Here is a 24,925-nt window from a genome sequence, read left to right on the forward strand (position 1 = left end):
CGACCGAACCAGCTACAAGGCCACCATCAGCATCAACATCCACATGCCCGATGAACCTTGACAAACCAGCGTGAAGCCAAACTAAACGGCATTGGAGCTAGAGCCGCGCCCGCAGGGCCTTCCTGTCGAGCTTGAGCACACTCGTGACCGGGACCGAGTCCACGAACCTCACCTCGCGCGGATACTTCACCCGGCCCACCCGCTCGCGCGCCCACTCGACCAGCTCCTCGGCCGTCGCCGACGCTCCCTGCCTGAGCTGGACGAACGCCACGACCTCCTCGCCGACGCGCGGGTCCGGCCGGCCCACGACGCCCGAGATCACCACGTCGGGGTGCCGGTTGAGCGCGTCCTCGACGTCGCGCGGGAACACGTTGAACCCGCCGCGGATGATCAGGTCCTTCTTCCTGTCCACGATGTAGAGGTAGCCGTCGTCGTCCAGGCAGCCGATGTCTCCGGTACGCAGCTCGTCGCCGACCAGCGCGGTGCCCTCGGGGTCCGGCTCCTGCTCACCCCAGTAACCCTGCATCAGCGAGTCTCCCGAGACACAGACCTCGCCGACGTCCCCGATCTCCATCGCCTCGCCGTCGCCGTCGCGGATGGTGATCGTGTAGCCGGGCAGCGGCAGGCCGACGCTGCCCGTCCTGCGCCTGCCCGGGGGGTTGAACGTGGTGACAGCGCTGGTCTCGGTCAGGCCGTACCCCTCGAGGATCTGCACGCCCGGCATCCTGCGCTCGAACTCCTCCAGCACGTCCCTCGCGAGCGGCGCCGCGCCGCAGGTGAGGTAGGAGAGGTCGGGCAGCGGGTGCGACTCGAGCGGCTCGTCGAGGAGCTGCTGGATCATGGTGGGCACGACGGTGCCGTACTGGACGCGCTGCCCGGCGGCCAGCTCGAGGAAGGCCTTCGGCTCGAACCAGCGCATCAGCACCGTCTGCTGCGGCTCCGTGGCGTGCATCGAGGCCACCGAGATGATCAGCCCGTACGCGTGCGAGAGTGGCACGGGCAACAGGGCGCGGTTCTTCCCCTCCTGGTGGGACATGTCCCAGGCATCCTTGGCCACCTTCCAGAGTCCCCGGTGGCTCAGCATGACGCCCTTGGCCTTGCCCGTCGTGCCGCCGGTGTACATGAGCGCCGCCAGATCGCCGGGGTCCCTGGCCACCGGGCCACGTTCTGAGGCCCGTTCCAGCTCGCCCGTCTCCACATGGATCGGGATATCGACGGCGGCGGCGCGTACGGTCTCCGCCAGCTCCGGCGAGGTGACGATCGCGGACGCGCCGCTGTCGAGCAGGATGTGCCGCAGCTCCTCGGCGCCCACCAGGAACACCACCGGGGTCACCACTGCGCCCGCGGCCCAGAGCGCCTGGTAGATCAGCGGCACCTCGGGCGAGGTCGCCATCATCACGACCACCCGGTCGCCGGGCCTGATCCCCGCCTCGGCGAACCCGCCGCACATCCGGCGTGCCCGTTCGGCGAGCGCGTGGCTGCGATGCCAGACTCCCTCGTAGAAGATCGCGTCGTGGTCGTCGAATCGGCCCCATGACTCCTCGGCCAGCCGGCCCAGCGTCTGCTCGGTCATCACATGCCCAACCTGATGCGATCAAGGTGGCGCAGTCAACCCTTGACTCGCCGCAGTGGACGGCGCTGGGCTGGGGGGTAAATAGCGAAAAATCGCCTTTTATGGGTATTCGTGTTTTCTCGCTGGCCTGGATCGTGTAATGGTTGGAGCTCAGGGCGCGTAGGACCTGCCGAGAGCGATGGAGGGCATGGTCGACATGTCCTGGTCGGTGGCTCTGACTGTTAGGCTCGCGCGAAACCCCTGTTCGGAACGGCCTCGTGACGTTGCGCGACCGCCCCGTATTAAGCGAAAAAACTTGTTAGGCGAAGATATTTTCTGTAGAAAAGTTTCCAGTCAACCCTGGGGTGACTTTCGTGACCGAAACGCCTGAATCGGGCGAGATCGATCTCGACGACAGGGCGCTCCGCCAGCGCCTCAAAACCGTCTCCGACTTCGTCCGGTCGGTCGCCGCGCCGGTCACCAGAGACCTCAACAGGCGGGAGGCGGACGCGCTCCTGCGCTCCTACCTGGAGCCGGACTGCTTCCCCGAGGCGGTGCGCCGGCTCTCCATCCGCCACCTGCTCGTTCTCGTGGGCAAGGAGGAGTCGGGCAAACGATTAGGCGCCATGGCCCTGCTTTCCCGCATGTCCCTGGCCGACGGCGCGATCACCGTGCTGTCGCCCGCCCGTACCGCCGCGGAGCTGCTGTCCAGGGTCGAGTACGAGCCGGGCAGGGCGTACCTGCTGCACGACTGGATCGCGGAGAGCACCGACAGGATCGAGCTGGTCAACCTGGCGCGCAAGCTCGCGGAGCAGGGCTCGTACCTCGTCATCACCAGGAACGGCGCGCTCTCGGATGCGGTCGAGGTGGAGCAGCAGTGGTCCGCGCCCGACCCGGGGGAGCTGTTCGACTTCTGCCTCAGCACGTACGGCGTGCGCGCGAGGCGGCCCTCAGAGGAACTCGCCCGGGCCAGGGACCTGGCGCTGACCCTGCCGACGCCGGCTGAGGTCGTGAGCCTGGCGCGGGACGACGAGCCGGCGGGGGAGGAGGTGGCGGCCTGGTTCGACACCAAGCCGCCGCTGCACGAGGTGCGGGAGGCGGCGGCGCTGGCGTTCCTGCACCGGGTTGCCGAGCCCGTCTTCAAGCAGCAGTTCGCCCGGCTCGAGCAGATCTGCCAGACACATGAGAAGCGCGGTCCCCGGCCGGTCGGGGCTCCCCACCCCTTGATCGGCTCCGCCGAGGGGCGGGCGGGCTTCCTGGCGCCGCATCACCGGGGGCAGGTGCTCGCCGAGCTGGTCGGGCGGTACGGGTTCTGGCTGTGGCAGCCGTTGCACGAATGGGTGCGGTCGCTGGCCTTGGAGGGGCTCGACGTGTCGGCACGGGCTTCGGAGGGCGTGGCGGTGCTGGCGGCGTACTCGCTGGGGCAGGCCCGCGAGGAGTTCCTCGAGGTGTGGGCACGGGGCGCGGGCGCGGAGCGGCTGGCCGCCGGGAACGCGCTGTCGTACATGTGCGCCGACGACACGCTCGCCCCCGAGGCGCTGAGGCTCGCGCTGGCCTGGGCCGCCGACCCCGCCGACCCGCGGGCCATGGCGGCGGTGGTGGCGCTGGGCGGCGGGCTGTCCGTCCGGTACCCGGCCGACTCGCTGCGCCACCTGCGGCGGCTGGCATCCTGCGACGAGCCCGTGGCGAGGGCGGCCAAGGGGGCGCTGGCGCTGCTGCTCAAGCAGGCTGCCAAGCGCGACGACGCGCACGCCCGCACGCTGATCGCCCTGGCCGCCACCACCGCGACGGGCCCCTGACCCGGCATGGTCCTGGCAGAGGTCAGAGGCCGGCGACGCCGGTGATGCGGTGGAGGGCGAAGCGGTGGACGGCGGCCCGGGTCTCGTCGTACGCGGTCAGATAGCCGCCCTCCATCCGGGCCGGCTCCAGGATGCGCGAGGTCGCGTTGCCCTGCGAGTCGAGGTAGCCGATCCACACGCGCACGCCCTGCTTGATCGCCTCCTGCAGGGCCGAGATGGTGGCCGTCGCGGGCCCGCGCGGCACCTGGCCGCCCGGCGCTTCGACGGGCTCGCGCCGCGCCAGGTGCGCCGCGTCGCCGGCCCGCAGCGCGCGTACGGCCGCCGCCGCCACCTCGGGATCCAGCCCGTTGCCTGAGGAGACGGTACGGACGGGCGCAGGCCCCTCGGTACGGCGGCTGTCGAGCTGCGAGACGATCACATCGCCGTCGAGCGACTCGGCCACGGGCGCGTACCCCATGGCACGAAGCGAGTCGACCAGCGCCGCCCTGGACGAGCGGGAGGCGATCACGGTGGGGGCCAGCCGGCGCAGCCGCAGCGCGGCGGAGCGCCGGTCGGCGGTGATCTGGTCGAGCAGCGCGGGGTCGTCGCAGCGGATGTACGCGCTGGCGGTGCCCACGCGGATGCGGCCATGGCGTCTGGCCACGTCTGTCACGAGGTACGACAGCGCCTGCGGCACCGGCGTGGCCGAGTGGCGGGCCAGCATCGACACCAGCTCCTCGCCTCCGTGCCCGGCGTCGAGAGCCCGCCGGACGGAGCTCTCGCTGAACCGGTAGACCGTCGCGCCGCCCTTCGACTCCACGTCGGCGGTGAGCGTCATCCAGCGGTTGAGCTCGCTCGTGAGCGGCCCGGGGGCGACGGCGGTCAGATCGGCCTGGAGCAGCACGTGATCGACGGGCTCCGGCAGCAGCGGCGCCAGCGCCTCCGCCGGCTCGCCGCCCTCGAGCAGCGCCCGCCCATGTGCCGACAGCGCACCCAGCCCCGTCACGCCCACCTGCTCGGCTTCCCGCAGCGCGAACTCGGTGAGCCGCTCCCGCAACGGCCCCCGGCGGCGCGGCTGCTCCCACGCCAGCCGTTCGAGCACGGAGTCACGTGCGGGCGCGAGTCCCGGCGCGGCGGCCAGCACGCCCAGCGTGGCCGCCCTGACTCCGGGCGCGGAGGCGCGGCGCAGATCGGTGTGCAGGGCGTTGAGCGGCCTGTCCCGCTCATCCCGCTCTCCGACCAGGCCGGGCACGCGGTCCATGTGCAGCCACGTGGTCGCGAGCGCGACCCACCGGTCGGCGGTCGCCCTGACCCGCCACAGGTCGTAGCCGGAGGTCGGCAGCCACTCGCCGTCCACGCCGCCCCCGGCCGCGATCAGCCCGGCCGCGTGCGCGACCTCGATGACCAGCGCCGCCACCCACTCGGGCAGGTCAAGCTCGCCCGCCGTGCGCTTCAGGTCGCGCACGCCCAGGCCGCCGGTACGCAGCACGCCCGGCGGATCGACGCTCCACCGGTCGCAGAGCTCCTCGACCGACCTGACGAACGAGAACGCCTGCCCGGCCGCCGTGCGATCGGCCAGGTCCTTGTCACGCGTGGACCCTTCGAGCGGCGGGGGAACGGCCAGCAGGTCGCGGTGCACCCGGCCGCCCCGCAGGTAGAGCCCCACTTCGCGGGGCAGCGTCACGCTCTCCTCGCCCGTGGCCGCCAGCAGCCCTCTGGCCAGCAGCTCCTCGATGGGCGAACGGGCGGACGCCACGCGTACCTCGCGCCTGGCGTTGGGCACGCGGCCGGTCGGCGGGCCCCAGGCGAGCTGGTCGAGAGCGCCCCTGGCCTCCGGCGAGACGGACTCGACGAGTGCGGCGGGCTCGGCCAGCGCGGCCGCCAGCCGTTCCTTGCCGGAGCCCCGGGTGTCCGGCGCGATGTCGTCGGCCATCTCGTCGAGCTGCTCCGGCGGGTGGTGCCGGAACGCGTCGACCGCTCTGGGCCCCAGCCCGGCCGGGTCCTCGAGCACCTTGCGCACACCGGGGCCCAGCTCGAGCGCGCCGTCGGGCCCGTAGACCAGCGCCAGGTCGTACAGCCGGTCGAGCGCCGCCGACAGCGCGGGCTCGGCGTCGCCCCCGCCGCCAGCCGTGCCGGGCTCGGCGCCGGCGGACAGGGCCGCGCTCACGAGCTCGCGCAGCCGTTCCTTGGCCATCGGCCCGTCCTGTACGGCCAGCGTCTCCACGACGGCGAGCGTGAAACGGTCGAGCCGGTCGAGCACCCTGCCGATCGCCGACGGGCTGCCCGCCCGCGACGCCAGCCCCTCCAGATGTGCGGGCACCGGAGTGATCAGCTCGGGCCGCGCGGAGACGAGCGCCCGTAGCTGTTCGTCGGTGCGCCCCCTGATCCACTCCGTGAACTCCATCGTTGCCATGGTATGTCCCCCCTGATTGGGGCAGCATTGCTAGACGTGATAGAGCGCGCGGACCAGCTCGTGCTGAACTACGTCTCCAGGGCGGCCGATGCCGCCCACGGCGTGCTCAGGGCCGACCAGCGGCTCGACTTCGCCAAGCGGCTGCGGGCCAGGATCGAGGTGGAGCGGCGCGGCAGCCAGAACGCCCGCGAGGTGTCGAAGGTGCTGGCCAGGTTCGGCGATCCGGTGGCACTGGTGGAGCGGGAGGCCCGCAGGCTCGCCGAGGCGGGCGTCCCCACGAAGCGCGACCCGGCGGCGGGCGTCGCCGGGGCGGGGGCTGGCGCCGCGGCTGGAGGTCCGCCGCAAGTGAGCACAGCGGCGCCCGAGCAGCGTCCAGGGACGCCTGAGTCGGGGTCGGTCCTGCGCCAGGAGTCGGGCTCCACGATGCGTTTCCCCACGATCGTGGACGACGGTGACGTGCCTCCTGGCGTGCAGGCGTACCGGAGGATCGCTCAGGAGAGCCTCGGCAGGCGGCCGAGCCGAGGGCTGCCGTTCGCGGGTCTGCGCCGGATGGCCATGTCAAGCGCGAACCCGATGGCGACCGGCGGCAGAGATGCCAGGACCATCGTCAAGGAGCACTCGCGCGAGACCGCCGCGATGGTCATCCTGGTGGTGGCGGCGTTGCTGCTGCCGTTCGACCTGCCGCCGGTGGCGATCTTCGAGGTTCCCGTGCTGGTGTGGGCGGCCGGCGCGGTGATCGTGCTGTTCAGCGAGAGCTGGAACCTGCGTGACAAGCTGCTCGGGATCGGCGCGCCGCTGCTCGGCTACTCGGTGGGCGGCGTGCTCGTCGGGGGCCTGCGGGTGGGGAGCGAGCCGGGGTTGCAGGCGTTCTTCACGCAGTTCTACGACGTCAGCGGCACGATGTTCATGATCGGGACCGGGCTGGGCGTGGTGTGGCTGGCCTACCGGCTGCTCGACGTCAGCTGACGGGCGCGGGGCTTGGCAGGAGGCCGACCGCCAGGCGTACCCAGGCGGTGACGAACTGGTCCTTCTCCGCGTAACCCGGCAGCTCGCCCACGGTCTCCTGGAACAGCCGGTAGTGCACCACGGCGCCGCCGAGCACCGCCGAGATGCCCGTCCAGTCGAGCTCGACGTCCTTGTACTCGGGCTGCGCCCTGAACCAGGTCACGATCGCGTCGAACATGGGCTGCAGCAGCCCCTCCCGCACCACGGCGACCAGCTCGGGGAACTGGCTGAGGTCGCGGAAGAACACCCGCGTCAGCTCGGACTCCTCGCGTACCTTGGCCAGCCCGGCGCGGCACACGTGGGACAGTCGCTCCTCCAGCTCCACCGACGCTTCCATGGCGCTCAGCTCGGCCAGGCTCTCCGCCACCTGGCTCCTGGTACGGCTGGCGTGCTCGTTGATCGCCGCGGCCAGCACCTCGTACTTGGACTTGAAGTGCCTGTAGAGCCCTCCGGCGCCGGGGGACAGCCCTGAGGCGGCCTCGATCTCCGCCACGGAAGTGGCGGAGTAACCCCGCTCGGCGAACAACCGCAGGGCCTCATCGATGATCCGCTCACGGGTTGATCTGGTCATGTCTATCCTGTTACCTCCGCATAGAGAGTAGTCGTTACTGCAAGTAGCGGGGGCTGCGGTCATGGAGCGGCACGCCGGATCAGACCCGCGAGCGCGGAGCCGATGATCAGCCAGACGACCGCGGCGAGGCCGTAGTTGACCAGCGCCGTCCAGCGCGGGTCGCCGAGCTCGAACAGGTTGGCCAGGCCCAGGGACAGCGACGCGGCGAATGACTCCACGAACTGGTACCAGGCGTTGGCGGGGTTGGCCTTGAACACCGTGAACACCGCGTAGAGCACCACGACCAGCGCGGCCAGCCTGGAGGCGACCTTGACCAGGTAGGCCAGGGCCGACACGGTCCGGCTCCAGAGCGTCACGGTCGGGCCGCCCGGCCGGGCGGGTCTGTGCGGGCGGGGCGGGGCGGAGGAGGCGACGAGCCGGTCTCCGACATGTGGCGGCTTGGGGGTGTCAGTCACAGCCGCTCCTCTCCGATAAGTAATTCCTTTCATCCCATTCCTACGGTCCCACAACAAGGGGTGTCAGAGGGGACCGCCGTTACGTGCGCTTGGGCGCCGTTTGGCATCCTGCACATGTGACGACTTCGGTGGGATTCGACCTTGACATGACATTGGCGGACACGCGAGAGGGGATCGCTGCCGTTTTCGACGAGCTGGCCGTGCGTTTGGGCGTCCCCATTGACTCCGCGGCAGTGGTGAGCAGGCTGGGGCCGCCGCTGGAGGTGGAGCTGGCCAACTGGCTGCCTGTCGAGGAGGTCGCGGCGGCCGCCGACCTCTTTAGGGAGCTGTATCCGGAAATGGGGGTTCCGGTGCACACGGCCATGGCGGGGGCGTACGACGCGATCGAGGCAGTACGCGCCCGCGGCGGCCGGGTGATCGTGGTGACGGGCAAGAACCTGCGGGACGCCATCGGCACGGTCAAGCTCCTCGGCCTCGCCGTGGACGAAGTGGTCGGCTCGGTTTTCGGTGCTGCCAAGGGTTCGGCACTCGCGCGGTTCGGCGCGGCGGCTTATGTTGGTGACCATGTCGCGGACATCGAGGCGGCACGTGCGGGCGGCGCCGTGAGCGTGACAGTCGCGACCGGCCCTTACACGGTGGGAGAGCTGCGTGAACACGGAACGGATGTGGCACTGGCCGACCTGACCGAATTCGCCACCTGGTTCGCCGGTTGGCGCAAGCATGATGAACTCCGGTAATTGTTCGGGATTTACCCGGTCGCCCTGGCGCGCTCAGGGGCATAACCTACATCCATCCATCTTTTCGACTGTTTGAACGAGGTCCTCCTGTGCCGAGTGGCAAGGTCAAGTGGTACGACGCCGACAAGGGATTCGGCTTCCTCACCCGCGACGACGGCGGTGAGGTCTTCGTGCATTCATCCGCGCTGCCCACCGGTGCTGCCCCGCTCAAGCCCGGCCAGAAGGTCGAGTTCGGGGTGGCCGAGGGGCGTCGCGGCCAGCAGGCGCTCTCGGTGCGGATTCTGGAGCAGCCGCCGACCCTGGCCAAGACGAAGCCCAAGGGCAAGCGGAAGAAGCCGGACGAGATGGTCGTCATCGTCGAAGACCTGATCAAGCTGCTCGACGGCGTCTCGACCTCGTACCAGCGGGGCAAGCACCCGGACGCGGCGCACGCCAAGAAGATCGCCCAGGTGCTCAGAGCCGTCGCCGACGACCTCGACGCCTGAGGGCCGGGCTCAGCCGTTGGGGTTGGTGAGGGGTTTGGTCGGGTCGAGGGTGTCGGCCCGCTGAGGGTGCCCGCCGGCCTCGGCGCGTTCCTTGCGGAGCTTGGCGTCGGTCGCGCGCACGCGCTTCCGCCTGGAGATCAGCAGCCAGCCGAGCGCGCCCGTCAGGGCGACGGCCAGCGTGACCAGCCCCGCCAGGCTGCTCTGGGTCAGCGACAGCACCAGCCCGACCAGGCCGCCGAACACCCAGGCGAGCTGGAGCACCGCCTCGACCACGCCGAACGTGGACGAGCGCACCTCCTCGCCGATCTCCCGCTGCACGATCGCGTCGAGCGCCAGCTTGCCGAGCTCCTGCGCGAAGGCCGTGACCAGCGAGATGGCCAGCGCGGTCCACAGGCCGAAGAAGATCGCGCTCACGATGCTGGTCACGACGGTCACGGCCAGCGTGACCAGCACGATGACCTGCGGCGCGTGGTTGCGCGTCCAGTTGGCCACGGCGGCGCCGACCAGGCCGCCCAGCCCGGCGGCGGCCGCCAGCAGCGCGATCGTCTTGGGGATGTCGAAGAACGGGTCCTGCGCCCCCGCGGCCAGCCAGGGCACCGCCCTGTCCTGCACCAGGAACAGCAGGAAGAACAGCAGGAACCCGGAGAAGACCCGGAGCGCCACGTTCGCCCAGACGGCCTCGGCGACCGCGGGGCCCACCTTGAGCAGGGTGCGCCATCGGGGCGCCGCGCCCTCTTCCTCCAGGTCAGGTGAGTCGATGTGGCGCGGCAGGCGTACCGCGACGACTCCGAGCAGCAGGAAGCCCACCATCGCGACGCGCAGCACCATCGCGCTGCCCAGCCAGGCGGTCAGCCCCGCGCCGATCGGCACCGCGATTCCCGCGGAGACCAACGTGAACAGCGCCACCCGCGCGTTCGCCGACACCAGCGTGATGTCGGCGGGCAGCACGCTCGGCATGATCGCCGCCCGCGACACGTTGTACGCCTTCGACAGCACCAGCACGCCCAGCGCCCCGATGAACAGCGTCGGCAGGTCGCCAGGACCCACCGCGGCGGCCATCGCGAAGCAGAGCAGCCCCCGCCCGAACAGCGTGCCCGCCATCACGTAGCGCCGCCCCGACCTGAACCTGTCGAGAATCGGCCCCACGAAGGGCGCGAGCAACGCGAACGGCAGCATGGTGATGACCAGGTAGAGGGCCACCGAGCCGCGGGCCTCGCCCACGGGCACGCCGAAGAACACCGTGCTCGCCAGCGCCACCGTGACCAGCGCGTCGCTCGCGCTGTTGCCCGCCGACAGCTCGATCAGGCGGCCGAGCCCGGTGCGGTCGGCGCCGTTGGCGTACGTGAGGCGGCGCGTCGCTTTGCCGACTTTTCGCGCACCTTTTGCCGTGGCCCTGCTCGCCCTGGCCGTGCCGCTGGCCGTGGCCCGGCTAGCGCGCGCAGTCGCGCGCCCCGCGTCGGCGACGCCGCGCGCCACCCGCCGCGAGACCTCACGTGCCCGGCCCCAGCCTCCCTCCACGCCTACCAGTCTTACCCGATTAGTCCGCGATCTCGGAGCCGGATCCCACGTTGTGGGCGTCTCCGGTCCGCCCATGGGTGAGAATGAAGTGTGAGCGAACAGCACCTTTCGGCGGAGGCTGCCCGATGAGCCGCACCAGGGCCCGCGTCTCCGCTCCCGACCAGGCCTGTGTCGCCGCGGTCGATCTGGCGCGTGCCGCGGCGGAGGAGCTCGCGCGCCCGGGGGAGCCCGGCGAGCACCTCGGCTTCGAGAGCGAAGGCGACCGGATCGTCACCCACTACTTCGCCTGTCTCGACAAGGCCTATCGCGGCTGGCGCTGGGCCGTCACCGTCACGCGCGCCTCGCGGGCCAAGAAGGTCACGGTCAGCGAGGCCGTCCTGCTGCCCGGCTCGGGAGCGCTGCTCGCGCCCGAGTGGCTGCCGTGGAGCGAGCGGCTGCGCCCCGGCGATCTCGGCGTGGGCGACCTGCTGCCGACCCCGGAAGACGACGACAGGCTCACGCCCGGTTTCACCGACACCGACGACGACGCAGAGCGACAGGCGGTTTTCGAGTACGGCCTGGGCCGGGCCCGTGTGCTCTCGGCCATCGGCAAGGACCGGGCGGCCAGGCGCTGGCACTCGGGCGAGCACGGGCCGCACACGCCGATCGCACACGCCGCTCCCGCGCAGTGCTCCACCTGCGGCTTCTTCTGGCTGCTCGCGGGTGGCTTGCGGCACATGTTCGGGGTCTGCGCCAATGAGTACGCGCCGGACGACGGCAAGGTCGTGGCCGCCGACCACGGCTGCGGCGCCCATTCGGAGGCCGCCGTGCTGCCGCCGCCCGTCGAGCAGGCCACTCCCATCCTCGACGACCTGGGCTACGACCTGATGGAGGAGGAGGCGGCGGGCTCGGTCGACGAATCCGCCACCGAAGAACTCGGCCACTCCTGATCGCGAAGGCCGCTACCCTACGCCTGGCCTCAACCTCTCAATCAGGATCGTGATCGATGACGCTCGACAACTCTGGCACCTACGGCACTGACCGGATGCGAGCCGCCGTCCTGTCCGCGTGGACGGCCTCGCCCGCCAGGTTCCGCGAGGACGCCAACGCCGAGGAGGACTTCGCGCTCGGCGGCTACCGCGACCGGCTGATCGTCGAGCTCGCCCAGAACGCCGCCGACGCGGCCCTGCGTGCGGGCGTGCCTGGGATGCTGCGGTTGACGCTCAAGGGTGACGTGCTGACGGCCGCCAACACCGGCGCCCCGCTCGACGCCACCGGCGTGGAGGGCCTGTCGACACTGCGGGTCTCCGGCAAGCGCGACGAGATCGGCGCGGCGGGGCGGTTCGGTGTCGGGTTCGCGGCGGTGGTGTCGGTCTGCGACGAGCCGTCCATCGGCTCGCGCGGGAGCGGCGCGGTCCGCTGGTCGCGCGTGGAGACCTCCGCGGCGGTGTCGGAGATCCCTGCGCTCGTGGGCGAGCTGGCCGACCGCTCGGGGCACGTTCCGCTGCTCAGACTGCCGTTCGACGCGCCGCCGCTCGACGTGCCCGAGGGTTTCGACACGCTCGTCCGCCTGCCGCTGCGCGATCAGGCCTGCGTCGAGGCGGTCCGCCGGATGCTGGACGAGACCAGCCCGGCGCTGCTGCTCGGCATGCCGGCGCTGGAGAGCATTGAGATCGACCTCGACGGGTCCGTACGCACCGTGGCCGCCGACGGCTGGCACGTCGTGTCGGAGTCGGGGGAGTTCACGCCCGAGGAGGTGAGCAGGCTCTTCGCCGACCGGCCCACCGAGGAGCGCGCCCGCCCCTACTGGTCCCTGCGCTGGGCGGTTCCCGTCACCGGCAGCGGCGAGCCGGGGCCGCTGCCCGCCACGGTGCCGCCCGTCGTGCACGCGCCCACGCCCAGCGACGAGCCGCTCGACCTGCCCGCGCTGCTGATCGCGTCGTTCCCGATGGCCACCGACCGGCGCCACTTCGCCAAGGGGCCGCTGGCCGACTTCCTGGTCGAGCGGGTGGCCGACGCCTATGTGCGGCTGCTGCGGGAGCTGCCGCGCACGCCCAAGCTGCTCGACCTGGTGCCGTCCCTGATGGGCAAGGGCGAGCTGGACGCCAGGATCCGCCGTGCCGTGCTGGCCAGGCTGCCCTCGACGCCGCTGCTGCCCGCGCTGTCCGCGCCCGCGCCCGCCGTACAGACGCCGTCTTTCGCCGACGCCGAGGTCTACGAGCCCGACGCCGAGTGGCGGGTCGAGCACCCCGCGCGCGAGCCCGAAGGCGACGGTTGGGTGGTCGCCGGCCGTGAGGCGGCCGTGGTGCCGTCCGGCACGGGCGAGCTGCTGGCGGCGGTCGCCGACTTCGTGCCCGGGCTGCTGCCCGCCGGGTGGCCCGCCAGGCACCCGGCCATGGCCGCGCTTGGCGTGCGCAGGGTCGAGCTGGCCGACGTGGTCGATCTGCTGTCGGGCGAGGCCGTCGAGGCCCGCGAGCCGTCGTGGTGGCGTTCGCTCTACGAGGTGCTGCCCGCCGACGACCCCGAGTCGCTGGGCGCCCTGCCGGTGCCGCTGACCGACGGCCGGCTGGTGCGCGGGCCGCGCGGCACGCTCATCCTCACCGACGGCGGGGCGGAACTGGACCTGACGCCGCTGGGGCTGCGCATCGTGCATCCCGAGGCGGCCCACCCGGCGCTGCTCAGGCTGGGCGCGGCTGAGGCGACGCCGCGTACGATCCTCGAAGACCCGCTGACCAAGGCCGCCGTGGCGCAGTCGCTCGACAGCCCCGACCCCGGAGCGGTGGCGCGGGCCGTGCTGTCGCTGGTGGAGGCGTCGGCGCTGGCGCCGGGGGAGGCGCCGTGGCTGGCCGAGCTGGCCCTGCGCGGCGCGGACGGCGAGCTCTACCCGGCCGGGGAGCTCATGCTGGCCCACGGGGCGCTGGCCGGGCTCCTGGAGTCTGACACGCATCTCGGGGTGGCCGCTGCCGAGCTGGAGGAGGCGTACGGCGCGCGGGTGCTGGCGGCGGCGGGCGTGCTCGACGGGTTCGCGGTGGTGCACGAGGCCGACGTGCTGCTCGACCACGACGACTGCGACCACGACCTCGACGGCGAGGACGACTGGCTCGACCACGTGCTCGACCTGCTGCCGGAGCTCGACGTGCCGCCGCTGGTGCCGGAGTTCGTGGCGGTGCGCGACCTGGAGCTGGTGGCCGACTGGGCGGCGGCCTTGGAGCTGCTGACCCGCCCGCCGCTGCGTGCCGCCCTCCACCCGCTGCGGGTGGCCGGGGTGGAGGTGCCGTCCTATACGGCGTGGTGGCTGGCCAACCACCCGGTGCTGGGCGGGCGCAAGCCCTTGGAGCTGCGGCTCCCCGGGGCCGACCCGCTGCTCCAGGGCCTGTACGAGGACGCGCCCGCGGGGCTCGACGAGACGGCCCTGTCCATGCTGGGCGTCCGCACGACGTTGCCGGAGCTGCTCTCCTCGCACGGCGGGCCCGAGGAGCTCCTTGACCTGATGGCCGACGACTCCGTCGAGGTGGACCGGGCGCAGCTCCGCGCCCTGTGGATCGCGCTGGCCGCCGTGGATCCTTCTCGCGTGGCGCCGCCGTCCCGGGTGCGTGCGGTGCTGGAAGGCGCCATCGTGGTGGCCGCCGCGGACGACGCCGTGGTGGTGGAGGCGCCCGACCTGCTGCAGCTCGTGGCCGGCCGGCCGCTGGTGCTGGCGCCGTACGATCTGGCGGAGTCGTTGTCGGAGCTGCTGGACCTGCCGCTCGCCGGCGAGCTGACGTCGGGCGAGGTCACCTCGCAGGGGCAGGTGCGTTCCGTGCCTGCTGAGGTGCTGGCCCTGCTGCCCACGGCGCCTTCCACCTATGTGGAGCACGAGAAGCTGCTGGTGGACGGGGTGGAGTGCACCTGGCGCTTCTTCGACGGCATGGTGCACTGCACGGGGCTCGACGGCCTCGCGCGCGGCCTGGCCTGGGCGACCGGCCAGTGGAACGACCGCCTCGCCGTGGCGGCCCTGCTGCGCGACCCCGCCTCGGTGCCGCTCCTTCTCGCCGAGTCCGACCTGTCCTGACGACGCGGTTCCTGCCCCGGCGCTCCCTTCACGGGCGCAGGGGCAGCTCGTCGAGGATCGACTCGGCCAGCTTCGCGGCGGTGGGCCCGTAGCGGTGGGCCAGCGAGTGGAACAGCGTCTCGGCGCGGATCGCCGGCCAGCCGGCGGGCAGGTGCTCGGCCGGGAGATGCGGGTCCTGGCGTACGAGCTGGAGCCAGTCGGTGTGCAGGAGCAGCTGCCTGGCCAGGTCGTCGGCGGCGGGGAGCGGGTGCGGCGTGTCCCAGCGGTCGAGGAAGGCCCGGTAGCGTGCGGCGATCTGATCGGTGTCGAACGCCCGGCGGACGAGGTCGGCCGACTCCGTCGGCTTGAGCGCCCGAGCCTGGAGCACGGTGACGTTGTCGCCGAGCCCCAGCGGGGCGAGCGTCGTCTCGATGTCCTTGGTGCCCGGCGCGATCCACAACCCGCCCTGCAGGAGCCCGAATCCGGCCCAGATGAGCTGGGAACGCAGGTCATGGCGGGTGCTGCGCTCGCTGCCCGGCAGTGAGAAGCCGACGAGCGTCCAGGTGCCGTCCCAGCCGCGGTTGACCGCGCCGGTCTCCCAGACCCGCCTGCGTCCGTCGTCGAGCACGTCGACGGCGTGCGGGGTGAGCCCGAAGTAGACCCTCTTGCCCTGGCGGTGCCTGGTCAGCAGGTCGCGCTTGGCCATGCGGGTGAGCGTCGAGCGCACCGCCTCCTCCGAGACGCCCAGGCGGGCGAAGACGTCGATGACGCTGCCCGAGTAGACCGCGATGTCGCGCCCCAGCACGTAGATGCCCAGAAAGCTGAACATCAGGGACTGGGGGCGCGCCGACGGCAGCTGCGGCTGGTCCTGCCCGTCCTCGCGCTCCACAGGCAAAAGCGTAGGGGGAGCGAAGGACGGCACGTGCGGCCGGGCGGGCAGGTGGAAAGAATGTTGGGCAGAACTTTGACCGCAGTCATGAAACTGACTTACATTCAGGGGGTCGGCAGAAGTCTGAGGTGTTCGAGGTGAAATAGATGGATTTGTCGGGCAAGGTGGCCGTGGTCACCGGGGCCGGGCGCGGCCTCGGGCAGGCGTACGCGCGGGCTCTGGCCGCCGCCGGTGCGGCGGTCGTCGTCAACGATGTGGACGCCGAGGCGGCCGCCCAGGTGGCCGGCGCCATCGCCGCCGCGGGCGGCAGGGCCGTGGCCGAGGCGGGTGCGGTCGGCGGGAGCGAGGTCGCCCAGCGGCTCGTGGAGAGCGCGGTCAAGCAGTTCGGCCGGCTCGATGTGATGGTGACCAACGCCGGGATCCTGCGGGACCGGGTGCTGTGGAAGATGTCCGACGAGGACTTCGACAAGGTCGTCGAGGTGCACCTGCGCGGCACGTTCACCTGCGCCCGCGCCGCCGCCGTACGCATGCGCGAGCAGGGCGAGGGCGGCCGCCTGATCCTCGTCTCCTCGCCCGCCGGCCAGCGCGGCAACTTCGGCCAGACCAACTACGCCGCCGCCAAGGCCGGCATCGTGGCCATGGCCCGCACCTGGGCCATGGAGCTGGCCCGGTCGGACATCACGGTGAACGCCGTCGTCCCGGTCGCCGCGACCGAGATGACCAGGACGATCCCCGCCTTCGCGCCGATCCTCGAGGAGGCCGAGCGCACCGGCGCGCCGCTGCCCGCATGGCTGCGCAGGGACGAGGGCCTGGGCACGGTCGAGGACGTCGCGGGCCTGATCACGTTCCTCGCCTCGGACGCCGCCCAGGACATCACCGGGCAGGCGATCGGCATCGGCGGGGACCGGCTGGCCCTGTGGGCCCACCCGAAGGAGAAGGCGGTGGCCTTCGCCGACGGCGGCTGGAGCGCCGGCGCGATCGCCGCGCAGTGGCGCACGGGCGTGGGCGCCGACCCGGAGACGTACGGCATCCCCGCCCCGAAGGGACCCTCGTCGTGAAGCTCGACGAGCTGGTCGCGATCGACGTCCACACCCACGCCGAGGTCTCCAGGGACGGGCACGGCTCGCTCAGCCCGGAGCTGTTCGGCGCCTCCGAGGAGTATTTCGGCTCACACCAGCGGCCCACCATCGCGCAGATGGCCGCCTATTACCGGGAGCGGAAGATGGCGGCCGTGGTGTTCACCGTGGACGCCGAGCACGCCACCGGCCATCCGCGCATCTCCAACGAGGAGATCGCCGAGAGCTGCAACGAGCACGCCGACGTGCTGATCCCGTTCGGCAGCGTGGACCCGTGGAAGGGCCGGGCGGGCGCCCGGGAGGCCCGCCGCCTGGTGGCGGAGCACGGCGTGCGGGGCTTCAAGTTCCACCCCAGCATCCAGGGCTTCTCCCCGAACGACCCGATGGCCTATCCGCTGTACGAGGTCATCGAGGAACTGGGCGCGATCGCCCTGTTCCACACCGGTCAGACCGGCATCGGGGCGGGCGTGCCAGGAGGCGCCGGCATCCGGCTGAAGTACTCCAACCCGATGCTGGTCGACGACGTCGCCGCGGACTTCCCGCACCTGAAGATCATCCTGGCTCACCCGTCGTTCCCGTGGCAGGACGAGGCGCTCGCCGTCGCCACCCACAAGCCGTCCGTCCACATCGACCTGTCCGGCTGGTCGCCGAAGTACTTCCCGCCGCAGCTCGTCCGCTACGCCAACTCGCTGCTCAAGGACAAGGTGCTGTTCGGCTCCGACTATCCCGTGATCACCCCGGACCGCTGGCTGGCCGACTTCGCCAAGCTCGACATCAAGCCCGAGGTCCGCCCCAAGATCCTCAAGGACAACGCCGCCCGCCTGCTCGGCCTCACCCCCAAGGAGCTGCCATGACCACCATCGCGAACGGACTGGAGGCGCTGAAGGGCCTCGCAGGGAAACACCTCGGCCGCAGCGACTGGCTGGAGATCACCCAGGACCGGGTGAACACCTTCGCCGATGCGACCAACGACCACCAGTGGATCCACGTCGATCCGGAGAAGGCGAAGGACGGCCCGTTCGGCGGCACGATCGCCCACGGCTACCTGACCTTGTCCCTGCTCATCCCGCTGTTCAACGAGTTGCTCGACATCCGGGGCGTGAAGATGAGCATCAACTACGGGCTGGAGAAGGTCCGTTTCCCGAGTCCGGTCAAGGTGGGCGGCAAGGTCCGCCTGGCCGCCACGGTGGCCGAGGTCGAGGACGTGCCGGGGGACGGCGTGCAGATGCTGCTCGACTTCACCGTTGAGATCGACGGCGTGGCCAAGCCCGCGTGCGTCGCCCGCGCCGTCTACCGGCACTACGCCTGACCCTCCGGACCTGGGGAGGCTTGCTCATGCGGAATACGGGCATCGGCGGCTGGCCCGCCCGGCGGGCCCTGATGACGCCGGATCGCACGGCCTTCGTCTTCGGCGAAAGGTCCCTGACGTACGCGGAGGTCCACGAGCGGGTGACGAGGCTGGCGGCACGGCTGCGGGACAGCGGCGTGCGCGCCGGGGACCGGGTCGCCTACCTCGGCCCGAACCACACCGCGTTCGCCGAGACGATGTTCGCCACGCACCTGCTCGGCGCGATCTTCGTCCCGCTGAACTTCCGGCTCGCCGCGCCCGAGATCGACTACATGCTGGGCCACTGTGGCGCGAAGGTCCTGATCCACTCGCCCCAGTGCGCCGGCGTGGTGCACGCGCTGACCGGCCTCCCGGCCCTGGACGAGATCGTGGCGCTCGACGACTACGAGAGCTGGTGCGCGCAGGGCGACCCCACCCCGATCGACGTGCCGGTGGCGCTGGACGACCTCGCTCTCGTCCTCTACACGTCCGGCACCACCGGCCGCCCCAAGGGCGCCACGCTCAGCCACGCGAACCTGGTGTGGAACACGTTCAACATGCTCATCGGGGTGGACGTGGCCGGCGACGAGACGACGCTGGTCAGCGCCCCGCTGTTCCACGTCGCGGCGCTGAACCAGACGCTGCTGCCGACCTTCGCCAAGGGCGGCCGCTCGGTGATCATGCCGTCGTGGGACGTGGACGCGTGCTTCGACCTCATCGAGAAGCACGGCGTCACGTGGATGTTCGGGGTCACCACGATGTTCGCCGCGCTCGCCGGCTCTCCGCGCTGGGCCGGCGCGGACCTGTCCTCGGTGCGCACGCTGATGTCCGGGGGAGCGTCGATACCGCCCGCGCTGATCCGTGCCTACCAGGAGCGGGGGCTGGTGTTCTGCCAGGGGTATGGGCTCACCGAGACCTCGCCGGGTGCCACCTTCCTGGAGGCCAGCCAGAGCGAGCGCAAGGCCGGCTCGGCCGGTGTGCCGGTGTTCTTCGCCGACGTCCGTGTCGTTCGCCCCGACCTCACCGACGCCCGGACCGGCGAGCCCGGCGAGGTCCTCATCAAGGGCCCGAACGTCACCCCCGGCTACTGGGAGGATCCCGCCGCCACCGCCGCGGCATTCGCCGGGGGCGGCTGGTTCCGCTCCGGCGACGTCGCCACTCTCGACGAGGAGGGGCACCTGTACATCGTGGACCGGGTCAAGGACATGTACATCTCCGGCGGCGAGAACGTCTATCCCGCGGAGGTCGAGTCGGCGCTCTTCGAGCACCCGGCGGTGGCCGAGGCAGCGGTGGTCGGCGTCCCTGACGAGAGGTGGGGGGAGACCGGTCGCGCGTTCGTGGTCACCCGCCCGGGGCACGCCGTCACGGGGGAGGAGCTTCGCGACTTCCTCCAGACCCGTCTGGCCAAGTACAAGATCCCGCGATACGTCACCTTCGTGGAGGACCTGCCTAAGACCGGCTCCGGCAAGATCCAGAAACTCAAGCTCCGCGACCTGTCACTTCCCTAGTGGGGTGGCACGTCCGACAGGGCCGTCCGGCAGCGGTTGAGGTAGGCCTCCAGGTCGCGGCGCTGCCGCGGGGTGAGGCCGGAGAGCATCCGCTCCTCCAGGGCCCCCATGGCCTCGTCGTGGGTCGCGAGCAGCTCGCGGCCCGCATCGGTGAGGCTGATCAGCATGGCGCGGCGGTTGTCCGGGTCGCGGCGGCGGGCGATCAGGCCGCGCCGCTCCAGCGTGGTGATCATGTCGGCCATGGACTGGGCGGTGACGAAGGAGTTGCGGGCCAGCTGCGCCGAGCTGAGCCCGTCCCGCCGGCGCAGTACGGTGAGCGCGGTGTACTGCAGCGCGGTGATCCCGGCCGGCTTGAGCAGGTCGTCCATGTGGGACCGCGCGGCAAGCTCGACCTGCTTCACGACGTACAGCAGCGACGGGCGCGGGCCTGCCGTGACCGTGCTGTCCGTGGTGTGCGCCACGTTCTCTCCTTGGCCCTCGACAATCAGGTTTCCTGATTATGCAACACCCTCTTGCCAGCACCACAATTCAGGCGTAATTATCAGGAAACCTGTTGGTTGCGGTGGTGTGACCAGGATCAACGTGGTGCGGCGTGCGGTCGCATCGGGAAGGTGGGCGGGCTATGACCGACTCCGCAGTTGAGAGCGTCCCGAGCGTGAGCCGGCCGCGTGCCGAGCCGGGCAAGCTCTTCGTCGGCGGCGCGTGGTGCGAGGCGAACGCCAAGGGCAGGAGGGACGTCACAGACCCGTCCACCGCGAAGGTGATCACCACCGTCGCCGAGGCCGACGCCACCGACGTGGACGCGGCGGTCGTCGCCGGGCGCGCGGCCTTCGGCGCGTGGGCGCAGACGACCGGTCGCGAACGCGCCCGCATTCTGCACCGCGTCGCGGACCTGATCAGGCGGCGCGAGGACGAGCTCGTCGCGGTGGAGAGCGCCGACGTCGGCAAGCCGGTGACCCTGTGCCGCGCCGTCGACGTGGCCACGACCGCCGAGATCTACGAGTACTACTCGGGGCTCGCGCAGACCATCGAGGGCGCGACCCGGCAGATCCCGATCCCCGCGCACGCCTACACCCGCCGCGAGCCGTTCGGCGTGGTCGGCGCGATCACCCCGTTCAACTTCCCGCTGATCCTCAGCAGCTCGAAGATCGCGCCGGCGCTCGCCGCGGGCAACGTCGTGGTGCACAAGCCGGCGGAGGAGACCCCGCTCAGCGCCCTGCTGATGGCGGAGATCCTGGCCGAGGCCGGTGTGCCGGACGGCGTGCTGAACGTGGTCACCGGCGGCGCCGAGGCTGGCGAGGCACTGCTGCGCCACCCGAGCGTCGACAAGATCGCCTTCACCGGCTCGACCAGGATCGGCCGGTACGCCGCCAGTACGGCAGGAGAGGCCCTCAAGCCCGTCACGATGGAGCTCGGCGGCAACGCCGCGCAGATCGTGTTCGAGGACGCCGATCTCGACAAGGCGATCGGCTCGGTCATCAAGGCCTTCGTCTTCAACACCGGCCAGTTCTGCATGGGCGGGCCGCGCCTGCTCGTCCAGCGCTCGCTCCACGACACCGTGCTGGAGATCCTGGCGGGAGCCGTCGCCGGGGTGCCGGTCGGCGACCCCTTCGATCCGGCGACCGTCGTGGGGCCCATGGCCGCCGAACGGCACCGCACCAAGGTCGAGGACTATGTGCGGCTCGCCAAGGAAGAGGGCGGCCGGGTCGTCGTCGGAGGCGAGCGCCTGGAGCTCGGCGGCGGCTACTACTACAGGCCGACCGTCATCGCCGGCCTGAGCAACGACTCCCGCGTCGTCCAGGAAGAGATCTTCGGCCCCGTCCTGACCGTCCAGCCCTTCGACACCGAGGACGAGGCCGTGTCCATGGCCAACAGCACGCCGTACGGGCTGGCCGCGGGCCTGCAGACCACCGACCTGGCCCGTGCCCACCGCGTGGCGGCGCGGCTGGAGGCCGGCATCGTCTGGGTGAACGACTGGGCGATGCTCGACCCCGCGATCCCCTTCGGCGGCGTCAAGCAGTCCGGCCACGGGCGGGAGTACGGGCCCGAGGTGCTGGAGTCGTACACCAAGGTCAAGTCCGTCGTCATCTCCCTCGCGCCCTGACCGGGAAAGGAACCGCCATGACCACCACTGCAGCGGCCGTCGTCGAGTCCGCGGGCGCGGGCTTCCACCTGAGCGAGATCGAGCTGGCCGATCCGCGGCCGGACGAGGTGCTGGTCCGGATGGTCGCCGCCGGGATCTGCCACACCGACCTGGGCGTCGCCGCCGGCGGCCTGCCGTTCCCGCTCCCCGGAGTTCTCGGGCACGAGGGCGCGGGCGTCGTAGAGGCGGTCGGCTCCGCGGTGACCCGGGTCAGCCCCGGCGACCAGGTGCTGCTCTCCTTCACCTCGTGCGGGAGATGCGCGAACTGTCGTGACGGGCACCCCGCCTACTGCGCGGTCTGGCTGCCGCTGAACCTGCTCGGCGGCGCCCGCGCGGACGGCTCGCCCACGGTGACCAGGGACGGCGCGGTGATCGGCGGGCACTTCTTCGGCCAGTCGTCCTTCGCCAGGCACGCCCTGGTCGACGAGCGCAGCCTCGTCAAGGTGCCCGCCGACGCGCCGCTCGAACTGCTGGCGCCGCTCGGCTGCGGCGTGCAGACTGGCGCCGGGGCGGTATGGAATGTCCTGCGCCCCCGCCCCGGCGCCACCCTCGTCGTCACCGGGGCGGGCGCGGTCGGGTTGTCCGCGGTCATGGCGGCCCGGCTCACCCCGGCCACCCGTGTCATCGCGGTCGACCGCGTCCCGTCCCGGCTGGAGCTGGCCCGCGAGCTAGGCGCCACGCACACCGTCGACACCGGCACCGCCGACCTCGCGGACGCGATCTCCGAGATCACCGGCGGCCAGGGCGCAGACGGCGTGGTGGAGACCACCGGCAACCTGGCGATCGCGGGCGCGGCTGTCGCCGTACTCGCCGCCCGCGGCACCGCGGTGCTGGTGGGCGCACCGCCGTTCGGCTCCTCAGTCCCCGTGGACGTCAACTTCATGCTGCCGGGCCGCAAGGTTATGGGCCTGACTCTGGGCGACAGCGAGACGGAGTCGCTGATCCCGGTCCTCGTGGAGCTCGTGTCCGCCGGGCGGTTGCCGATCGACCGGCTGATCAGGCACTACAAGTTCGAGGAGATCCAGCGCGCGGTGGGCGACATCGCCGCCGGCGACACCATCAAGCCGGTCCTGCGGTTCTAGGGACATTCGGTTTCCGGCATCCGGGAAACGACGTTCCGTGATCTGCATACCTGAGGTAACCATCGTTCCCATCAGGGATTATCCGAAGGAGCCGTCCGATGTCGAGCATCCCCCGCGACCAGTGGTACGTCGCCGCGTACGGGCGCGAGATCGGCCAGGAGCTGTTCAGCCGCACCGTCTGCGGCGAGTCGATCCTGTTCTGGCGCACCCGTGCCGGGACCGTCACCGCGATGTCGGACCGTTGCGTGCACCGCCGCTTCCCGCTGTCGCAGGCGCCCAGCCGGCTGGTCGACGACCAGGTGGTGTGCGGCTACCACGGCTTCACCTACGGCGCTGACGGAGTCTGCGTCGCCGTCCCGGGCCAGACCCGGGTGCCGCGCACCGCCCGGCTGAAGAGCCATCCGGTGGTCGAGCAGGACTCGTTCGTCTGGGTCTGGATCGGCGATCCCGCCAAGGCCGACGCGGCGCGCATCCCGCGGGCGCCCTGGCTGGTCTCGCCGGACTACACCACGGTGTCCGGGATGGAGCCGCTCAAGGCGCGGTTCGGGCTGCTGGTGGACAACCTCCTCGACCTGTCGCACGAGACGTACCTGCACGGCGGCTACATCGGGACCCCCGAGGTGGCCGCCACCCCGATCACCACCGCGGTGGACGAGCAGGCAGGCGTCATCCATGTCAGCCGCCACATGGACGACGCCGAATGCCCGCCCTTCTACGCCAAGTCGACCGGTCTGACCGGGCGCATCATGCGCTGGCAGGACATCGAGTACGCCCCGCCGTGCCTGTACAAGCTGCACTCGCGCATCGCCCCGCTCGGTGTCCTGCCGAACGAGGACGGCACCGACCCCCACGCCTTCCACGTAGAGGTCGTCTACGCCATCACCCCCGAGACCGAGCACACCACCCACGACTTCTGGGCTGTCGCACGCGACTTCGCCCTCGACGATCAGGACGTGTCGGACTTCCTGGCCGAGCAGAACCGCACAGTCGTGCTGCAGGACGTGGCCGCGCTGGACGTGCTGGAGCAGGTGATCGCCACCGAGCCCAGGGGCTACCAGGAGCTGTCGATCAACATCGACACCGGAGGGCTGGCGGCCCGGCGTCTGCTGGCCGAGCTGGCCGGGCAGGACGGCCCCGCCGCGGTGCACCGCTCATGATCCCCATCCAGCCGGTGCTCGCCGGTCGCGAGGTGCTCCGGGTGACCTGGCTGCCGGGCAGCGACCTTCTGCTGGGCACCTGCCACTGCGGCGCGACACACGTGGCCGAGGGCCCGGCCGAGGTGTGGGAGTGGCTCCTCGCCCACCCCGCCGGCCACATCGCCCCTCCCGCGGATGAGGCTCCCGCCCTGTTCACCGCGGGAGTCACACGATGACCGCCGTGCAGCCCGGGACCCGCGGGAAGGCCGATGCCGGTCCGGAGGTCGAGCGCAAGCTGCGCGTCCATGGCCGCGAGCAGGTGGCCGACGGCGTCGTCGCTCTCGACCTGCGTGACCCGGCCGGCGCCGAGCTGCCCGCCTGGACGCCCGGCGCGCACGTCGACCTGATCCTCGCCGACGGTCTCGTTCGTCAGTACTCGCTGTGCGGCGACCCGGCCGACCGTACGACATGGCGCATCGCCGTGCTGCGTGAGCCGGGCGGCCGTGGCGGTTCGGCGTTCGTCCACGACGAGCTCCACCCCGGCACGACGATCCTCGCCCGCGGCCCTCGCAACCACTTCCCCTTCCACTCCGCTCCCCGCCACCTGTTCATCGCCGGAGGGATCGGCATCACCCCCATCCTTCCGATGATCGCCGCCGCGGACTCGCAGTGGAGACTGGTCTACGGCGGCCGCACGGCCACGTCCATGGCCTTCGCCCGCGAGCTCCAGGCGGCTCATGGCGACCGGGTGGTCTTGAGGCCGCAGGACGAGCACGGACCGCTCGATCTCGACGCCATCCTGGCGGGCGAGCCGCCGGATGCCCTCATCTACTGCTGCGGTCCCGCGCCGCTGCTGGAGGCCGTCGAGCAGCGCTGCGCCGACCGGCCGAGCGGCACGCTCCGCATGGAGCGCTTCACGCCCAAGGACCCGGGCGCCCCCGTCGTGGCAGAGTCCTTCGAGGTCGAGCTGGCCGTCACCGGCCGCACCCTCACTGTGCCCCCGCGGCAGTCGATCCTCGAGGTCGTGGAGGAGGCGGGCGTGCCGATCCTGTCGTCGTGCCGCGAGGGCACCTGCGGCACCTGCGAGACCACCGTGCTCGCGGGCGAGGTCGACCACAGGGACGCCCTCCTCACGCCGGACGAGCGGGCGGCCAACGACACCATGTTCATCTGCGTATCCCGCGCCGCCTGCCCCAAACTGGTGCTCGACCTCTGACCCCAGGAGCCGCCGATGCCGATCC

At 71.6% G+C, this 24,925-nt stretch carries 22 protein-coding genes; 15 read left to right on the plus strand and 7 right to left on the minus strand.

The window, feature by feature from the left end; genetic code table 11:
- Positions 1-97: 97 nt before the first annotated feature.
- Positions 98-1,573 carry an AMP-binding protein gene (locus ACIBVN_RS11895; RefSeq protein WP_397135328.1) on the minus strand — a complete coding sequence of 492 codons (1,476 nt, stop codon included), beginning with the start codon at positions 1,571-1,573 and terminating at the stop codon, positions 98-100.
- 353 nt (positions 1,574-1,926) lie between these two features.
- Between ACIBVN_RS11895 and ACIBVN_RS11900 the strand changes: the two genes are divergently transcribed.
- The gene (locus tag ACIBVN_RS11900; protein WP_397135330.1) at positions 1,927-3,351 is read left to right on the plus strand and encodes a hypothetical protein; all 1,425 of its coding nucleotides are present in this window, start codon (positions 1,927-1,929) and stop codon (positions 3,349-3,351) included.
- Between the two features lie 22 nt (positions 3,352-3,373).
- On the opposite strand, the gene ACIBVN_RS11905 is transcribed toward ACIBVN_RS11900, so the two are convergent.
- Positions 3,374-5,734 (minus strand): helicase-associated domain-containing protein, encoded by a 2,361-nt coding sequence (locus ACIBVN_RS11905; protein ID WP_397135332.1) that lies wholly within the window; start codon positions 5,732-5,734, stop codon positions 3,374-3,376.
- 45 nt (positions 5,735-5,779) lie between these two features.
- Between ACIBVN_RS11905 and ACIBVN_RS11910 the strand changes: the two genes are divergently transcribed.
- Positions 5,780-6,709 (plus strand): hypothetical protein, encoded by a 930-nt coding sequence (locus tag ACIBVN_RS11910; protein ID WP_397135334.1) that lies wholly within the window; start codon positions 5,780-5,782, stop codon positions 6,707-6,709.
- Here ACIBVN_RS11910 and ACIBVN_RS11915 read toward each other — a convergent pair.
- Positions 6,702-7,319, minus strand: coding sequence for a TetR/AcrR family transcriptional regulator (locus ACIBVN_RS11915; RefSeq protein WP_397135336.1), 618 nt, complete (start codon positions 7,317-7,319; stop codon positions 6,702-6,704). The genes ACIBVN_RS11910 and ACIBVN_RS11915 overlap by 8 nt on opposite strands.
- A 59-nt stretch (positions 7,320-7,378) precedes the next feature.
- On the minus strand, positions 7,379-7,774 hold the full coding sequence (locus tag ACIBVN_RS11920; protein WP_397135338.1) for a hypothetical protein: 396 nt from the start codon (positions 7,772-7,774) through the stop codon (positions 7,379-7,381).
- Positions 7,775-7,890: 116 nt separating this feature from the next.
- On the opposite strand from ACIBVN_RS11920, the gene ACIBVN_RS11925 reads away from it, so the two are divergent.
- Both ACIBVN_RS11925 and ACIBVN_RS11930 read left to right on the plus strand, forming a co-directional pair.
- Positions 7,891-8,511: an HAD family hydrolase gene (locus ACIBVN_RS11925; protein WP_397135340.1), complete on the plus strand. Its 621-nt coding sequence runs from the start codon at positions 7,891-7,893 to the stop codon at positions 8,509-8,511.
- A gap of 89 nt (positions 8,512-8,600) precedes the next feature.
- On the plus strand, positions 8,601-8,996 hold the full coding sequence (locus ACIBVN_RS11930; RefSeq protein WP_397135342.1) for a cold-shock protein: 396 nt from the start codon (positions 8,601-8,603) through the stop codon (positions 8,994-8,996).
- A 9-nt stretch (positions 8,997-9,005) separates the two neighbouring features.
- Here ACIBVN_RS11930 and ACIBVN_RS11935 read toward each other — a convergent pair whose 3' ends face one another.
- Positions 9,006-10,514, minus strand: coding sequence for an MFS transporter (locus tag ACIBVN_RS11935; RefSeq protein WP_397135344.1), 1,509 nt, complete (start codon positions 10,512-10,514; stop codon positions 9,006-9,008).
- A 125-nt stretch (positions 10,515-10,639) separates the two neighbouring features.
- Between ACIBVN_RS11935 and ACIBVN_RS11940 the strand changes: the two genes are divergently transcribed.
- Positions 10,640-11,443, plus strand: a complete 804-nt coding sequence (locus ACIBVN_RS11940; protein WP_397135346.1) for a DUF3027 domain-containing protein — start codon at positions 10,640-10,642, stop codon at positions 11,441-11,443.
- 56 nt (positions 11,444-11,499) lie between these two features.
- A complete protein-coding gene (locus tag ACIBVN_RS11945) occupies positions 11,500-14,544 on the plus strand; it encodes a sacsin N-terminal ATP-binding-like domain-containing protein (RefSeq protein WP_397135348.1) in 3,045 nt (1,014 codons plus the stop codon).
- Between the two features lie 28 nt (positions 14,545-14,572).
- Here the strand turns inward: ACIBVN_RS11945 and ACIBVN_RS11950 are convergent, their stop codons facing one another.
- Positions 14,573-15,412 carry a PaaX family transcriptional regulator C-terminal domain-containing protein gene (locus ACIBVN_RS11950; protein WP_397135350.1) on the minus strand — a complete coding sequence of 280 codons (840 nt, stop codon included), beginning with the start codon at positions 15,410-15,412 and terminating at the stop codon, positions 14,573-14,575.
- Positions 15,413-15,558: 146 nt separating this feature from the next.
- Between ACIBVN_RS11950 and ACIBVN_RS11955 the strand changes: the two genes are divergently transcribed.
- From ACIBVN_RS11955 to ACIBVN_RS11970, 4 genes are read left to right on the plus strand one after another with little or no spacing between them, the layout of a single operon-like run.
- Positions 15,559-16,470: an SDR family oxidoreductase gene (locus ACIBVN_RS11955; RefSeq protein WP_397135352.1), complete on the plus strand. Its 912-nt coding sequence runs from the start codon at positions 15,559-15,561 to the stop codon at positions 16,468-16,470.
- A complete protein-coding gene (locus ACIBVN_RS11960) occupies positions 16,467-17,342 on the plus strand; it encodes an amidohydrolase family protein (protein WP_397135354.1) in 876 nt (291 codons plus the stop codon). The genes ACIBVN_RS11955 and ACIBVN_RS11960 overlap by 4 nt, the downstream gene beginning before the upstream one ends.
- Positions 17,339-17,797, plus strand: coding sequence for a MaoC family dehydratase (locus tag ACIBVN_RS11965; RefSeq protein ID WP_397135356.1), 459 nt, complete (start codon positions 17,339-17,341; stop codon positions 17,795-17,797). Before ACIBVN_RS11960 ends, ACIBVN_RS11965 begins: the two co-directional genes overlap by 4 nt.
- Before the next feature lie 26 nt (positions 17,798-17,823).
- Positions 17,824-19,323 (plus strand): long-chain fatty acid--CoA ligase, encoded by a 1,500-nt coding sequence (locus tag ACIBVN_RS11970; RefSeq protein WP_397135358.1) that lies wholly within the window; start codon positions 17,824-17,826, stop codon positions 19,321-19,323.
- Here the strand turns inward: ACIBVN_RS11970 and ACIBVN_RS11975 are convergent.
- The gene (locus tag ACIBVN_RS11975; RefSeq protein WP_397135360.1) at positions 19,320-19,784 is read right to left on the minus strand and encodes a MarR family winged helix-turn-helix transcriptional regulator; all 465 of its coding nucleotides are present in this window, start codon (positions 19,782-19,784) and stop codon (positions 19,320-19,322) included. The two genes, ACIBVN_RS11970 and ACIBVN_RS11975, sit on opposite strands and share 4 nt — an antisense overlap.
- 161 nt (positions 19,785-19,945) lie before the next feature.
- Between ACIBVN_RS11975 and ACIBVN_RS11980 the strand changes: the two genes are divergently transcribed.
- The 5 genes from ACIBVN_RS11980 (at position 19,946) to ACIBVN_RS12000 (ending at position 24,900) form a co-directional block, all read left to right on the plus strand.
- Positions 19,946-21,427, plus strand: a complete 1,482-nt coding sequence (locus ACIBVN_RS11980) for an aldehyde dehydrogenase family protein (protein ID WP_397135362.1) — start codon at positions 19,946-19,948, stop codon at positions 21,425-21,427.
- Between the two features lie 17 nt (positions 21,428-21,444).
- Positions 21,445-22,548 carry an NAD(P)-dependent alcohol dehydrogenase gene (locus ACIBVN_RS11985; RefSeq protein WP_397135364.1) on the plus strand — a complete coding sequence of 368 codons (1,104 nt, stop codon included), beginning with the start codon at positions 21,445-21,447 and terminating at the stop codon, positions 22,546-22,548.
- A 98-nt stretch (positions 22,549-22,646) separates the two neighbouring features.
- Entirely contained in the window at positions 22,647-23,705 is a 1,059-nt protein-coding gene (locus ACIBVN_RS11990; protein WP_397135366.1) for an aromatic ring-hydroxylating dioxygenase subunit alpha, read from the plus strand.
- A complete protein-coding gene (locus tag ACIBVN_RS11995) occupies positions 23,702-23,920 on the plus strand; it encodes a hypothetical protein (RefSeq protein WP_397135368.1) in 219 nt (72 codons plus the stop codon). Before ACIBVN_RS11990 ends, ACIBVN_RS11995 begins: the two co-directional genes overlap by 4 nt.
- Positions 23,917-24,900 (plus strand): PDR/VanB family oxidoreductase, encoded by a 984-nt coding sequence (locus ACIBVN_RS12000; RefSeq protein WP_397135370.1) that lies wholly within the window; start codon positions 23,917-23,919, stop codon positions 24,898-24,900. The genes ACIBVN_RS11995 and ACIBVN_RS12000 overlap by 4 nt, the downstream gene beginning before the upstream one ends.
- Positions 24,901-24,925 lie beyond the last annotated feature (25 nt).

Origin of the sequence: Nonomuraea sp. NPDC049400, assembly GCF_044466425.1 — a bacterium.
GTDB lineage: Bacteria > Actinomycetota > Actinomycetes > Streptosporangiales > Streptosporangiaceae > Nonomuraea.